This window comes from Candidatus Paceibacterota bacterium (assembly GCA_035452965.1).
GTDB lineage: Bacteria > Verrucomicrobiota > Verrucomicrobiia > Limisphaerales > UBA8199 > UBA8199.
Genome location: DAOTCE010000037.1, coordinates 1 through 13513, shown reverse-complemented (window position 1 = coordinate 13513; position 13513 = coordinate 1). Strand labels below are relative to the sequence as shown.

At 60.5% G+C, this 13513-nt stretch carries 17 protein-coding genes; 8 read left to right on the top strand and 9 right to left on the bottom strand.

Annotated features, from left to right (window positions below; all coding sequences use genetic code 11):
• The first annotated feature begins 9 nt into the window (after positions 1–9).
• The 5 genes from P5205_19135 to P5205_19115 all read left to right on the top strand — a co-directional run bounded on the left by P5205_19135 (position 10) and on the right by P5205_19115 (position 5745).
• The gene (locus P5205_19135; protein HSA12479.1) at positions 10–1740 is read left to right on the top strand and encodes an ATP-binding cassette domain-containing protein; all 1731 of its coding nucleotides are present in this window, start codon (positions 10–12) and stop codon (positions 1738–1740) included.
• Positions 1737–2864, top strand: a complete 1128-nt coding sequence (locus tag P5205_19130; GenBank protein HSA12478.1) for an ABC transporter permease — start codon at positions 1737–1739, stop codon at positions 2862–2864. Before P5205_19135 ends, P5205_19130 begins: the two co-directional genes overlap by 4 nt.
• 2 nt (positions 2865–2866) lie before the next feature.
• Positions 2867–3973 carry an ABC transporter permease gene (locus P5205_19125; GenBank protein HSA12477.1) on the top strand — a complete coding sequence of 369 codons (1107 nt, stop codon included), beginning with the start codon at positions 2867–2869 and terminating at the stop codon, positions 3971–3973.
• 206 nt (positions 3974–4179) lie between these two features.
• Positions 4180–5259, top strand: a complete 1080-nt coding sequence (locus tag P5205_19120) for a DUF4055 domain-containing protein (GenBank protein HSA12476.1) — start codon at positions 4180–4182, stop codon at positions 5257–5259.
• 240 nt (positions 5260–5499) lie between these two features.
• Positions 5500–5745 (top strand): excisionase family DNA-binding protein, encoded by a 246-nt coding sequence (locus P5205_19115; protein HSA12475.1) that lies wholly within the window; start codon positions 5500–5502, stop codon positions 5743–5745.
• A 129-nt stretch (positions 5746–5874) separates the two neighbouring features.
• On the opposite strand, the gene P5205_19110 is transcribed toward P5205_19115, so the two are convergent.
• The 6 genes from P5205_19110 to P5205_19085 all read right to left on the bottom strand — a co-directional run bounded on the left by P5205_19110 (position 5875) and on the right by P5205_19085 (position 9976).
• Positions 5875–6270 (bottom strand): hypothetical protein, encoded by a 396-nt coding sequence (locus P5205_19110; protein ID HSA12474.1) that lies wholly within the window; start codon positions 6268–6270, stop codon positions 5875–5877.
• A 248-nt stretch (positions 6271–6518) separates the two neighbouring features.
• Positions 6519–7091 carry a DUF3267 domain-containing protein gene (locus tag P5205_19105; protein HSA12473.1) on the bottom strand — a complete coding sequence of 191 codons (573 nt, stop codon included), beginning with the start codon at positions 7089–7091 and terminating at the stop codon, positions 6519–6521.
• A gap of 247 nt (positions 7092–7338) precedes the next feature.
• Positions 7339–7692, bottom strand: coding sequence for a hypothetical protein (locus P5205_19100; GenBank protein HSA12472.1), 354 nt, complete (start codon positions 7690–7692; stop codon positions 7339–7341).
• A gap of 329 nt (positions 7693–8021) precedes the next feature.
• Positions 8022–8717 (bottom strand): hypothetical protein, encoded by a 696-nt coding sequence (locus P5205_19095; protein ID HSA12471.1) that lies wholly within the window; start codon positions 8715–8717, stop codon positions 8022–8024.
• A gap of 163 nt (positions 8718–8880) precedes the next feature.
• Positions 8881–9267, bottom strand: coding sequence for a hypothetical protein (locus P5205_19090; protein HSA12470.1), 387 nt, complete (start codon positions 9265–9267; stop codon positions 8881–8883).
• Between the two features lie 157 nt (positions 9268–9424).
• Complete coding sequence (locus tag P5205_19085) at positions 9425–9976, bottom strand: tyrosine-protein phosphatase (GenBank protein ID HSA12469.1); 552 nt, start codon at positions 9974–9976, stop codon at positions 9425–9427.
• Positions 9977–10097: 121 nt separating this feature from the next.
• On the opposite strand from P5205_19085, the gene P5205_19080 reads away from it, so the two are divergent.
• Positions 10098–10238: a hypothetical protein gene (locus P5205_19080; GenBank protein ID HSA12468.1), complete on the top strand. Its 141-nt coding sequence runs from the start codon at positions 10098–10100 to the stop codon at positions 10236–10238.
• Between the two features lie 285 nt (positions 10239–10523).
• Here P5205_19080 and P5205_19075 read toward each other — a convergent pair whose 3' ends face one another.
• The 3 genes from P5205_19075 to P5205_19065 form a co-directional block, all read right to left on the bottom strand.
• On the bottom strand, positions 10524–10913 hold the full coding sequence (locus tag P5205_19075; GenBank protein ID HSA12467.1) for a hypothetical protein: 390 nt from the start codon (positions 10911–10913) through the stop codon (positions 10524–10526).
• 101 nt (positions 10914–11014) lie between these two features.
• Positions 11015–11503, bottom strand: coding sequence for a signal peptidase I (gene lepB / locus P5205_19070; GenBank protein ID HSA12466.1), 489 nt, complete (start codon positions 11501–11503; stop codon positions 11015–11017).
• 139 nt (positions 11504–11642) lie between these two features.
• Positions 11643–12326 (bottom strand): choice-of-anchor R domain-containing protein, encoded by a 684-nt coding sequence (locus P5205_19065; GenBank protein ID HSA12465.1) that lies wholly within the window; start codon positions 12324–12326, stop codon positions 11643–11645.
• 175 nt (positions 12327–12501) lie between these two features.
• On the opposite strand from P5205_19065, the gene P5205_19060 reads away from it, so the two are divergent.
• A complete protein-coding gene (locus tag P5205_19060) occupies positions 12502–13161 on the top strand; it encodes a hypothetical protein (protein HSA12464.1) in 660 nt (219 codons plus the stop codon).
• A 58-nt stretch (positions 13162–13219) separates the two neighbouring features.
• Positions 13220–13513, top strand: a 294-nt coding sequence (locus P5205_19055) for a coat protein (GenBank protein ID HSA12463.1), incomplete at its 3' end; no start/stop codon positions are given.

Sequence of the window (13513 nt, the reverse complement as noted above, 5' to 3'; positions counted from 1 at the left end):
GCAGCGCTCATGAGTGAGCCTCTCGTCACCCTTGACTCGGTCCGCAAAGTCTTCCCCCGTGCGAAGAAGCCTGCCTTGGAAAGTGTCTCGGCGCTGCTGCGGGCCGGCCAGATCACCGGTTTGGTCGGACCGGATGGCGCGGGCAAAACGACGCTCATCCGGCTGATGGCCGGGTTGCTGCCGCCTTCCTCCGGAACCATCAGGGTAGATGGGTGCGACCCCATTCGCGATGCCGGCAAGCTGCGGGCGTTCATCGGCTACATGCCGCAGAAATTCGGCCTATATGAAGATCTGTCGGTCCAGGAGAATCTCGAACTTCATGCCGACTTGCGGGGAGTGGTGGGCGCGGAGCGCGAGTCCACCTTCAAACGGCTCCTGGAGTTCACCGACCTGGCCCGCTTTACCGCCCGTCAGGCCGGCCGGCTCTCCGGCGGGATGAAACAGAAGCTCGGCCTGGCCTGCGCCCTCCTGGGACGCCCAAAGCTGCTGTTGCTGGATGAGCCGAGTGTGGGCGTTGACCCCATTTCGCGCCGCGAATTGTGGAGGATGGTCCACGAGCTCGTCGCCCAGGGCATGGCAGTGGTCTGGAGCACGGCCTATCTGGATGAAGCTGAGTTGTGCGCCGAGGTCCTCTTGATGAACGAAGGGCGGCTGATTCTTTCCGGAAACCCCCGGGAAATCACCAATCGGATTCATAATCGCAGCCTGCAAATCCGGCGCCTCGCCGGCAACCGCCGCCAATTGCTCGCCCGCGCGCTGCGGCAGCCCGCCGTGATGGATGGCGTCATCCAGGGCCGCGCGGTCCGTCTCGTGCTTCGCGAGGGAGCGGTCGGGCTCGATCTGAAAGAACTCGATGCCGGCGACGAGGCGGAGCTTGTGCCTGTCACTCCGCGGTTTGAGGACGCGTTTATTGAAGCGCTCGGCGGCGGTCCGGGCGGCGACTCAGTTCTGGCGCAGCACCTCCGGCCGGTGCCGGCCAGTCACGAGACGGTGGTGGAAGCGGTGGGGCTGACGAAACAATTCGGCGCCTTCACTGCCACCGATCACGTTGACTTCGCGGTCAAACGCGGTGAGATCTTCGGCTTGCTCGGGCCGAACGGCGCCGGCAAGTCCACGACCTTCCGCATGATGTGCGGTCTGCTCGCGCCCACCTCCGGGACGGCCACCGTCATGGGCATAGATCTCAAAACCAGCGCCAGCGAGGCCCGCCAGAGACTCGGCTACATGGCGCAGAAGTTCTCACTCTACGGCAATCTGACCGTCCATCAGAACTTGAAGTTCTTCTCCGGCGCTTACGGGCTGCGCGGCGCCCAACGGAAGACCGCCATGGCGGAAATGGTCGAGGTCTTCAAGTTGCAGCCCTACCTGGACACCACCCTCGGCACCCTCCCTCTCGGCTTCAAGCAGCGGCTCGCCCTGGCCTGCGCCGTCATGCACCAACCCGCCATCCTCTTCCTGGACGAACCGACCTCCGGCGTTGACCCGGTGACGCGTCGTGAGTTCTGGACACATATCAACGGCGTGGTCGAAAAGGGCGTCACGGTCATGGTTACAACGCATTTCATGGACGAGGCCGAATACTGCGACCGCATCGCCCTGGTATTCCGCGGCAGGATCATTGCGGCCGGTTCCCCCGACCAGCTCAGGGAGCAGGTCGGGACCGCATCGAATCCTGACCCGTCCATGGAGGATGCCTTCATCTCCCTGGTGCAACAACACGCCTCCGAGTTCCCGGCATGAAGTCCTTTTCCTTTCGCCGCTTGCGTGCCCTCTGCCGGAAGGAGACCTGGCAAATCCTGCGCGACCCCAGCAGCATTCTCATCGCTTTCGTGTTGCCAGTCGTAATGCTGTTCATTTTCGGCTACGGCATCAACCTGGACTTGACCACCGTGAACGTTGGCCTCGTGCTGGAGGACAAAAGCCCGGAGGCCCGCCGTTTTGCGGACAATCTTCACGGCTCACCTTATTTCGCCATCTACACCGCCGAGACGCGGGCGCAAATCGAGCGGGCGCTAACCGATGGCGCTGTGCGAGGCTTCGTGGTCGTGCCGCTGGACTTCTCCGAGAGAATCAAACGGCCCGCCGATACCGCCCCGTTGCTCGTCGTGGCTGATGGCTCGGAACCCAACACCGCCAGTTTCGTGCAGAATTATGTGGCCGGCGCGTGGAACGGCTGGATGCAGCAGCGCGCCAGCGAGCGCGGAGAGAGGCCGCCGGCCAGAATTGGTGTCGAATCGCGCTTTTGGTATAACCCCGGTGCCGTAAGCCGGAACGTCCTCATTCCGGGCTCCATCACCATCATCATGACGGTCATTGGGGCGCTGCTGACCTCCCTCGTGGTCGCCCGCGAATGGGAACGCGGCACGATGGAGGCGTTGCTGGCTTCGCCGGTCACCCGCGCCGAATTGCTCTTGAGCAAGGTGTTGCCTTATTACGCGCTCGGCATCGCTTCGCTGTTTCTGTGTGTCGGCGTGGCGGTCTTCGTCATGAAAGTGCCTTTCCGCGGTTCGCTCCTGTTGTTGTGGCTGATCGGATCGCTGTTCCTCGCCAGCAGTCTAGGGCTGGGCCTCTTGCTCTCGACCGTGTTGCGCAACCAGTTCAACGCCGCCCTGGCCGCCCTCAATGCGGCGTTTTTGCCTGCCGTCATGCTTTCCGGTTTCCTGTTCGAGATCCGCAGCATGCCCGCCGGCCTGCAAGCCGTCACTTACCTGATACCGGCCCGCTATTTTGTCACCGCCATGCAGACGCTTTTCCAGGCCGGCAACGTCTGGCCCATCCTCTCGAACAGCGCGGGGTGCCTGGTTGTGGCGGGAATGCTGTTCCTTGGCGTAACCGCGCTGAAAACCCGCCGCCGCTTGGAGTAACGATGTTCTCGCGCATTCTCACACTGGTCATCAAAGAGCTCGAGACGCTGCTGCAGGATCGGCAAAGCCGCCTTCTCCTCATCGTGCCCGTCCTTTTGCAGCTGGCGTTGTTTCCCTTTGCCGCCACATTAGAGGTCAAGAACAACACCCTCGCGGTCTACAATGAGGACCATGGTCGTGAATCCGCTGAGCTGATACAGCGCTTCTCGCAAACCAGGGCGTTCACCCGCCTCCTGAACCTTCACAGCGAAGCCGCGGTGCGCCGCGCCATTGATAACCAGGTGGCGTTGTTGGTCCTCCGTTTCCCGCCCGACTTTTCGCGCGATGTCGCCGCGGATCGCCCTTCGAAAATCCAGGCTATCCTCGACGGGCGCCGCTCCAACAGCGGCCAGATCGCCCTCGGCTACGTGCAACAGATCATCAACGACTTCACCGCCGAACGGCTTGACTCCCGGCAAAAGGTCGCTCCCTCAATCTTGAATGCCCGCTACTGGTTCAATCCGAACCTGGAGTATCACTGGCACATTCTACCCTGCTTGATTGCCATCATCACCTCGTTAAACGTGCTCATTGTCACCGCGCTTTCCGTTGCCCGCGAACGCGAGCAGGGCACGCTCGACCAACTCCTGGTTTCGCCGCTCACGCCCGGAATGATCATGATCGGCAAGATCATTCCGGCCATTCTCGTGGCCATCCTGCAAGGCACCATCGTTCTGCTCGGAGCCATCTTCTTCTACCGCATCCCGTTTCAAGGATCGTTTATGCCGCTTTACGGCAGCATGATTTTCTACAGTCTGGCGCTGGCCGGGTTCGGACTGCTTATCTCATCCGTCTGCGCCACGCAGCAGCAGGCGTTCCTCGGCGTTTTCAGCTTCTTGATGCCGGCCATCCTTCTCTCCGGGTACGCCACCCCGGTCGATAATATGCCAGCCTGGCTGCAATGCCTGGACTGGGTGAACCCCATGCGCCATTTCATCGTCATAGCGAAAGGCCTTTTTCTGAAGGACTTCAGCCATGTTGCCTTGTTTCACAGTCTCTATCCGCTGCTGGTCATCGCCATTGGAACACTGGCCGCCGCAGACTGGCTGCTTCGCAAACGCCTGGCGTGACCCGAGACATTCACCGGCATGCATAATTCACAATCCCCAACGAATCCCTTATGAGACCGAAAACTACCATTGGCGCTGCATCCGCCCTCTTGGCAGCCGGATGCGCTGTTGGACCGAATTATCATGCGCCGGTCGTTGGTGTTCCCCCGCAATGGGGGGGAACAACTCGCCGGCGGCACCACCAGCCATAACGACCAAACCGGTGCATGGTGGAAGAGCAGATCATCAACTGGCGAGTGGAGCGCGTGAATGGGCGAAGCGTGCCTACGCTGGTGGTGCTGCGTGAGGTTGCTCAAGGCACGAGCGGAGAAGGCGAAGATGAATTTGAGTCGTCGCCGGTGGAACAAATCCGGGTGCTGCGGTTGGTGGTGGATGACAATGGGACTCCTTTCTGCCGCGTGGAGGTTTGGCAAGAAAAAGAGCGGGCTTGGTCTTCCTGGGCGGGACTGCGACGTGCCAAGAAGGAGTGGGTGTTGGTGGAGTCGCGCGTGCCGCGGCGGCTGGGCAAGCCGTTGCCGCTGATTCCGTTTGTATTCCATGGGCCGCGTCATTCGCGGCCGGATGTGGATCGCGGGCCGCTGGAGGACATCATCGCGGTGAACCTCGACCACTACCGTCTGGATGCCGACTTCAAGCACGGGCTGCATTTCACGGCGCTGCCTACCGCGTGGGTGAGTGGTTTCGACAAGGGCGCGTCGCTTCGGATTGGTTCCAGCCAGGCGTGGGTGAGTGAGACACCAGGGGCGAATGCGGGCTTCCTGGAGTTCAAAGGTCAGGGGTTGGAGACCTTCGAGCGGGCGATGGATCGCGACGAGCGCCTCATGACTGTGCTCGGTTCGCGGATGCTGGAGGAAGCAAAGCGGGTGGGCGAGACGGCTACCGCGATCGAACTACGCCAGTCCGGCGAATACAGCATCCTGGGGAATGTAGCGTTCAGTGTGAGCGAGTCGCTGACGGAAATGCTGCGCTGGGTCTACTGGTGGAACTCGACGGAGGAACTCCCGGATGATGTGAGCGACACGCAGGTGCTCATTCAGCTCAACACGGATTTCAGCACCAAGGGTCTGGCGAGCCAGGACATTCAGGCAATCGTTAGTGCCTGGCAAGCCGGCGCCATCAGCCAGGACACCATGCATGAGTTGTTCCGCCGGGGTGAAGTGTTACCCGAAGGTCGGACAAATGAGGAGGAGGCGGAGCTGATCCTGGAAAGCAGAAAGCAGAAAGCAGAAATTCGGAGAGGGCGACCACAGATGGACACTGATGGACACGGATTTATTGCCCGCTAAAGACGCGAAAGGACGCGAAAGGGGAATGGCAGGGGGCAAATGCGCCGACTAACGGCGGCGGCTACAAAGATGGGCGCTGATGGGGCGGACCTCGCCGTTTCCCGAGTACCCCAGGCAAACGGATAGTGGCGGCGAAGCGAAGCAGGAAGGCAGAATGAAGAATGCAGAAAGCTGTTTGACCACGGATGGCGCTGATGGGCACGGATAGGCTGGAGAAAAAGCAGAAAGCAGAAAGCTGAAATGCTGAAAGCTGAAAGACAGGGCGAGGTGGCGCAGCTCTTGACGAGGGGAGAGCTGGCGGCGGCCCTCAACGTGTCGGTGCGCACGGTGGACCGGATGCTGGCCGAGGATGAGCTGCCTTGCATGAAGCTACGGGGAAGCTTGGTGCGGTTCTACCTGCCGGACGTGCTCCGGGGGCTGGCGGCAACTGCAGGAACGCGCAAGCGGGGGCCGGGAAAGATGACCAATGAAGGGGTCAGACCATAGTTTGGTGCGGTTTTGCTCGTGTGTTTGCTCTCACCGGTGCGGTAATCGCACCAAACTATGGTCTGACCCCTTTGAGGCTGGCGAGCGGAAAGCGCGGGCGGCGGTTAGGTGCGGGCGCCGGGTTGGCGGTCATATTCGTGTAAGGAGGAGAATGCCGATTGAAAGGGCGAACGGGCCAACAAACGCGAGCAACTGGCAGCCGACACGCCGGCGCAAGGACAACTGAGCCAGCGTAAACCGATAGCGTTCGGCGGCCAGGATGATACCGGCAATCAGGACCAGGCACAAAGTAAAGACGGGAAACTGAAACGGCAGCCGCTCGGTCCTGGCCCAGCCGAAAGGCCACACATACACCAGGTCATGAAACAATCCGTTGAGTGCAAAGGTGACGATCAGGCACAGGGGGCGCGGCGCAAAGCGCCGCAACGGGGCAAAACAGTAGTAGGCCAGAAAATAGCCCCAGAAGGGATTCCAGTGGCGCCAGAAGCGAGTGAAATCCGAGGCGCCAAACGCCCGGGAGAACATATGCGCAAAGCACCGCCCAACTCCTCCGGGACCAAGCCGGGCATACTGGTATCTGCCATAAGCCGGCCGCGAGGCCTGGAGGGCGGCCGCGCCCCCCAGGAATCCTAACGGTACTGCCAGTGCCTTCCAAGCTGCACCAGCATAAGCGAAAATGAGAGTCGGAATGACCACCGTCGCCCCGAGAGTGATGAGAGCCGCGCAGGTGCTCAGCCTTCTGGAAGCCCTCGCGCGCGACTCGTCGCTGCTCATCACGGCCAACGCGAAGGTGAGCGATGGCGGCGGACACCAGGCGCTCGAATTTGCAGACGGGTATCGCCCGCCGCCATTCGCTCGACCGAAAAGTAGGCGGCCAGTGTGTCATGCTCTCTCCAGTATATCCTCAAGCCCCGACAGCGAACGGTCGCGGTAGCTGGAATGTGAAACAGAACTAGCCCTGCGTCGAGTGTATCTGCGCAAGCTCCAAAAGCGTTGAAGGCGGAGATAAACGCTATCCAGCCAGAGGAAACCTGTCCAACGGCAGCCACAAACAATGGAACAAAGCTGATGATCACCAGAGGCATGAGGAGGATGGCGACAAAGCGGTTGCGTGCCATCTCTCCGGCGTAGTGGGCGTAAACTCCCGTTGTCGGCCCTCCCGCACCCACAATCGAATGCGGCGACCGTCCTGACATTGGGTGAACAACCAGATGGATCAGTTCGTGGACAACGACCATACCTGCAAACGAAACTAAAAAGCCGCGCAAGGACATGGTGGAGGTCACATCCTGTAACTGGAAAGGTGTAATGGCCAACCAAAGCACGGCGACCAGCCCTGCGGTCACAATGCCAATCGGATACGCGGCCAAAAGCCCCATCCAAGGTGAAGGCTGCCTCACTGGCTTCCACGGCGTGTCCGGCACGAAGTCTGGCGAACTAGGTATAGCTCCAAGATGAAAGCGCATGGCAGTGAACGTCGCGTGTCCGCCTAACGATAGAACTCAGCCACGCCGGGCCAACGACATGAACCGCGACAGCGGAACTGAGGCGGCCAACCGGCGTTGGCTGTAATGATTTTGGGCCAATGCTGGTTCATGTGCGCAAAATCAGAAAGAACGCGGCGATGCAGAAGATGGCAACCAGCGAGGTCACGGCGAGGAACACGCCGATCACGGCGCACTGCCATCCATGTAGCTCTGCCCACCTTTGCCTGAGTTGATAGCAGGGTGCGCCGCTGACGAACTCCACATAACCAAGGCAGGCCATCGCAAGAGGTATCCAGGCGGGAAGGAGCGCGTAGTGGAAGGCACCTCGATTAGCCCTCCATCGGTCCATAACGAACACAGCCAGGACATAGAGAATGGCACCCAGAGCAAACAACGCAAAACCACGCTTGCGGGTCCGACTGTTGGCGAAGGTTGTTTCGGGAACGTTCATTTCGTTCATATATCGATTTGACAGGGTAGAGTGCGCCGCATCACGCAGTAGTCGCCCAACGAACCTGCTCAGAGGCGCCGCGCCCAAAATGCCGGCATACAAACAGAAGCGCTATCGCCGCGTGCTCTGAAGCAGGCGGGTTAAGCGTCCTGGCCTGGGTCATTTGAATTCCTGCACGTGCTCGATGAAGGGGGCAGACCATAGTTTGGTGCGGTTTTGCTCGTGTGTTTGCTCTCACCGGTGCGGGAATCGCACCAAACTATGGTCTGACCCCTTTGATGGTCTGACCCCTTTGATGGTCTGACCCCTTTGATGGTCTGACCCCTTTGACGAAAGTCTCATGTCCTCGAGGCCCCTGAGGTCGGACGATTCCGCGCCCGTACATCCTGCAAAAAGGCGTCTAGCGATTGCCGGATAATGCCGTCCGCCGGCGGTTCAAAATCATAGTGCTCGAACATGTCCCGAAATTCCAGCGTTTCTCGCGGCCGCAGCCTTGTACCGCGAGAAAACGGGCCGACCTCGCCCTCCCAGCCGGGAATCTCAACCACATCAAATTCGCGGTTGGGCCAGTCCTCGGGGGGGCGGCCGGGAACCATAAAGTAAGGGTCAATCCAATAAGTGCGGTTCTCGCCGACATCGAAAAGGCAGATGGTTCCTTCATCATGCACCACTTGAACAACGGCATCCGACTGAACCCGATGGACGCGTACGGTTTTGGCGGCATTGACCACACCGCGAAACCTCCACACTCGCTCGTTCGCCTCCCGGTATCTGCGCAAGGGGGTAAGCACCCGGCTCTTGAGATCAAGCAGCCACCAGATTGCGAAGACGAGGAGGCCCACGGCGATGGCGACACCAGCGGACGCCCTCTTGGTGGCTATGGCAAATGCGACGGCTGCAAGCACGCCGATGGTTGTGCCGACGAGCCTGAGCTTAAACTGCCGGGTTCGGAAAGGGGAAGGTGTAAGCGGCATCGAATCGAGCAAGCGTTTCCGCTCGTCTTCCGTCACTTGCTGCTCGATGGTTTGGTGCATGCTCAGGATGCTGCCGCCGAACGACAGAACCGAGCGACAGCCGACCCGCCGTGATAACGCTTGTGACTCCCGACTACCGGGGCGCGTCGGCGAAGTCCGCGACTCTCGAACGGCGAAGCGGGGCGGCTGTTCGCTCCAGTGATCTGGTTCGGCCCGATAACCGTCAAAAACCAGCCGCCCAGTAACTCTCTCTGCCGGCGGCGAAACGCAATTCCCCACGCACGCCCGGCTGCTCGTGGCTGGTCGTGGACGTTCGGCAAAGATCCCCAACAAATAAGGCGACACGAAACTCGCCGACGCCCCCTTCCCGCTTGAACTCATAACCGACCTCTCTGGCTTGCAGGCTGATCGTCGCGGGAGCAACGGCGCTTACAGAATTTGTGATGCCGTCGGCCACGTAGCTACCCGTGAATCGCTGACCATCCGGCCCAGCGATGACCAAGCTCACGGGACGAGTCGCGGCCGACGCAGTGGGGAATGCGGTCAGTATAACCAAGATGGCAACAAGGCCGATCAGTGTGACTGCGATGATAATGATTCGTTTCTTCATAGATTGAGCATTTTGCGACTAGCATGCGCCGCCGAACGCTGCGCCTCACCTACCGCCGCCGGGGAGGCAGATGGAGCGCAAACAGGATATTCGAATTCTTCCGGACTGCCGAGCGGAAAGCGCGGGCGGCGGTTAGGTGCAGGCGCCTGGTTCGGTTTCATACCCCCTTCTTCCAGTTCGTAACCATTCTGACTTGCTCTTTCGTGTGAGGGGATGTCTGCCTGCCGTTGGGCGTGCCTCGTCGCAAAGCGGCGAGCTTTTGAATCACATCCGTTTCTTCCGCCATACCGTGGCGCTTCAGATAGCAGCCGACCACCGTGCCGGTCCGCCCCCGACCGGCCCAGCAATGGACGTAAACTGGATTCTCATCAGCAATGGACCGGTCGATTACATCGAGAATACAGCGCAGGGTCCACGGGGACGGAACACCGCGGTCCTCTACCGGAATGTTTGCGTAAGTCGTCTGAACGGACTCCTGCTCGGAAACTTGGCGCAACACGCTCCGATACGGAGGTATGACCTTCGCATCCTCGTTCACTTCGTCCTCATCGGTAAGGTCGATGAACGTCCTAATGCCACGAGCAATGAGAGCCTGCAGCCTCTTGCGCGTCATCTCAGGGTTGACCTCTCCCGGATACTCGCCTGCCAGAAGCTGCTCCGGCACCACCCAGTATGACCCGGAAAATGGGGTTGGAAGTTCTTCAGCCATGCTCTAATGCCGAACGAACAGCTCACCGATGGCGGCCCCTCCGCGACCTCCGAACTGGCGAACGGCGTGCGGGGGCCGCCATTCGGTGCAGCGCTTGGTTCGCCTTTGTGAGCTTCAAAGGATGATCGGGATTCTCGCGGATGAACTGCTCCACATCGCGGAGTCGGGTTGGCAACTCAGCGTGGGAGCCTCGCCCGCTCATGAAGCGAAATCCTGCCTGAAACAGGGCTTCGACCACTTTCCACTGCTCGAGCTGGGATGAGCGAGGGGCGCGAAAAGTCTTTCCCATCGCATGAAGAGAACCGCCACATTCCGGGCATCGGAAAGAAACGGTCTCCGTCATGCCGAGCACGTAACAATCCCTGTGGAGTTCTCTGCTCTTTCCGGGGACCGTCTTCTTGAACACCTTCCGACAGGTGAAACAGGCGTGCTGAAGGGTGTGTTCCATACTATGGCGAACGGTGAGCGCAGCCATGCCGGGCCGCTGACGTCCGACTGCAACTGAGACGCTCTCCCGGAGTTGGCTGACGCGACTGGTTCGGCTGGGTCATGTATATCCAAGGGAGAAGTATCTCGCACACTTGGCTGTGCGCGGATCATAAAAGATAGACCAAGGGTCGGGATCAGAACCGGAGAGAAATAAGCAACGAATCACTTTCCTTCCCTCAAGGACCATCCCCTGGAATTTCACACGGTAGTCTTTTGTATGCGCCAGGATTTCCCTAATTTCTTGGGAGGTCCACGCATTTGTGGAACGGCTCGGCGTTTCCAAATAGGCTTGGATGTCAACGAGGGCTTCTTGGGTGTCCTGCTCGGATGGCTTCCATTTTCCATCCAGAATGACTCGATTCGTCTGTGGGATATCGGTGGCAAGGCCGGCAACAGCCGCACTCTGAACCAGCACCAACGCGAACAGGGAGGCGAAGATTATCTTCACAGTCGAACGCCAGAACTGACCGACGCGGGCGGCCAGTGGCATCCGAATTGGAAACTGACGTGGCCCGCCCGCGTTCGGTCCAGTGATCTGGTTCGGCGGTCTCATTTGTTCTTCACCTTGCCCAAGATGCTCTGCCTCGACAACCCGCCCCAGAACCGGCTGTCGAAAGAGTTCGTGGTATTGTCGCCGACTAGGAAGTACGCGTCGGCTGCAATCTTGTATGGGTAGGTGACGGTGGGCAGGGAAATCGCGACGTAGCGAATGCCTGCCAACCGGTCAGGTTGTGCCTCGCGCTTCCCATCAATGTAAACACCGTCGTCTCGAATCTCCAAACTCTCTCCCGGAAGACCGATGACTCGCATCGCCCAAATCTCCTGGGGCTGCGTCAGTGTCTCCTTCGGCGGCGGATGAAACACGACAACATCCCATCGCTGCGGCCCGGCCTTACGAAATGCGGACATATCCGCCACAAAGCCCTCATTCGGCTGGATGGTTGGCGACATGGCGGACGAGCCGCTCTGCCGGAAGCGCCCCTCGGAGCATCCGGTCGCAAGAACAACGAGCGTGAGAATCAGAATGGAGACGCGCATAACCGCCGAACTATTTGATTACTAGGAAAGAATTCCTAGTTATTGGATAATGCTGGACAAACTGGGAAAGAATTCCTGGTTTCATTAGAATGAAGGGGTCAGACCATAGTTTGGTGCGGTTTTGCTCGTGTGTTTGCTCTCACCGGTGCGGGAATCGCACCAAACTATGGTCTGACCCCTTTTTCCTTTTTCCGGCCGCCGGAGCAGCCGAGCGCCGGAGCTTTCTGCGCACGCAAGCCAGGCCGGCGGTGGCCGCGCCCAGGAGCGCGCAGGCGGAGGGCTCAGGGATGATGGTTGCCTCCAGGCTGAGATAGCCTGCCTGGGCAAAGGGTCCCTCCCACGCCGTGCCATCATCGGGGCTGTAGGCCAAAGCGTTGATGGCCCAGGTGTCGGGGGGGCCAACGGAGGTTTGCAGCCAGGCTCCGGTTCCGGAAGTGGCCGTCAGCGCCAGCCAGTAAGTCGTATTGGGCTGCAAGGTGAAAGCGCTGGCAAAGGTCAGGAGCACGGCGCTGCTGCTGCTGGTGGAAGGGGTGTTGAGGAATTGCCCCAGCTCGGTGCCTGGAAACGCGATGGCGTTCTGTCGCAGGTCCAGCACAAAGGTGGCGGTGCCACCTTGGGCGAACAGTTCGAGGCTGGCCGCGTGCAACACTGCGGGCTGATTGCCGGTCGTGAAGGAAGTGGCGGCCCATTCGCCGGACGTGACGCTCCGATAGAAACCGACGTAGGGCCGGTCCAGGTTGGACGCCACCGTGGTGGCCTGGAGACTGGGGGCTCCGAGAAGGAAGAGTGCGAAAGCTGAAAGGGTCGCTCTGAGTGCCTTCATAGTTGAGCGGCTTTTATAGAAGACCACCTTCTATGTCAAGGGCTTCGCGGCGGGCAGAGGTCGTCAAAAACAAAAATGACGGCTCCTGACGGCCCGTGACGGCTCCTGACGGTTCCTGACGGTAGTCCAGCTCCGGGCCGGACTTGCTCGCCAAAACCGATGCTACGCTTGCGCCATGGCGATCAAGTTTCGAGCGAAGTCGAAGGAGGAAATCCCCGCGGAGTTGCAGGGGCTGTATGTGGAGCGGGATGGAGCCTGGGTGCTGGATGTGGAGGGGGCGGTGGAGAGGTCGAAGGTGGACGAGTTCCGGGACGCCAACGTGGCGCTGAGGCGCGAGCGGGACGAGATCAAGCGCCGGTTCGAGCGGTCGGAGTCGGAGCAGGTGCAGGCGGTGGTGGCGGAGCGGGATGCGCTGAATGCGCGGCTGACGGCGATCCAAATTGACCAGGGGGTGACGGCGGCGGCGTCGAAGCGGGGGCTGCGGCCGACGGCGATCCCGGACATCACGGCGCGGGCGCGGAGCGTGTTCCGGCTGGAGAAGGGTGTTCCCACCGCGTTTGAGGCGGATGGGCAGACGGTGCGCATGGGCAAGGATGGCCTCACGCCGTTGAATTTGGAGGAGTGGGTGGATCTGCAGGTCGCCGACGCTCCTCATTTGTTCGAGTCCAACGCCGGTGGCGGGGCTGCCGGCGACGCTTCCGGGGGAGGCGCAGGGGCGCGAGCAGGCAGGTCCGCGAGGAATCCGTTCCGGAAGGAGACGTGGAACCTCACGGAGCAAATGAAGTTGCAGAAATCCGATCCGCAGTTGGCGGCCCGATTGAGGGCGGCTGCATAGGGGAAGGCAGGCGAGACGCCTGCCCTACTTTGCGGATCACAACCGGAGATTGTGAAGTATGGCTAAGACAGCAGTGGCGGACATTATCATCCCCACGGAGTTTGAGAAATACGCCATCGAGCGGACAGCCGAGCTGTCGCGCTTTGGCAGATCGGGCATCGTCGAGACGGGCGATGCGTTTGACCGGATCGCGGCGCAGGGCGGGCGCGAGGTGAAGATGCCGTTCTGGAAGGACCTGAGCGCGACGCGGCAGTTGCTGAGCGATTCGGCGTCGCTGACGGTGAACAAGATCCAGGCGGACCAGGACATCGCGCGGATCCACAACGACGCGCAGGCGTGGAGCGTGAACCAC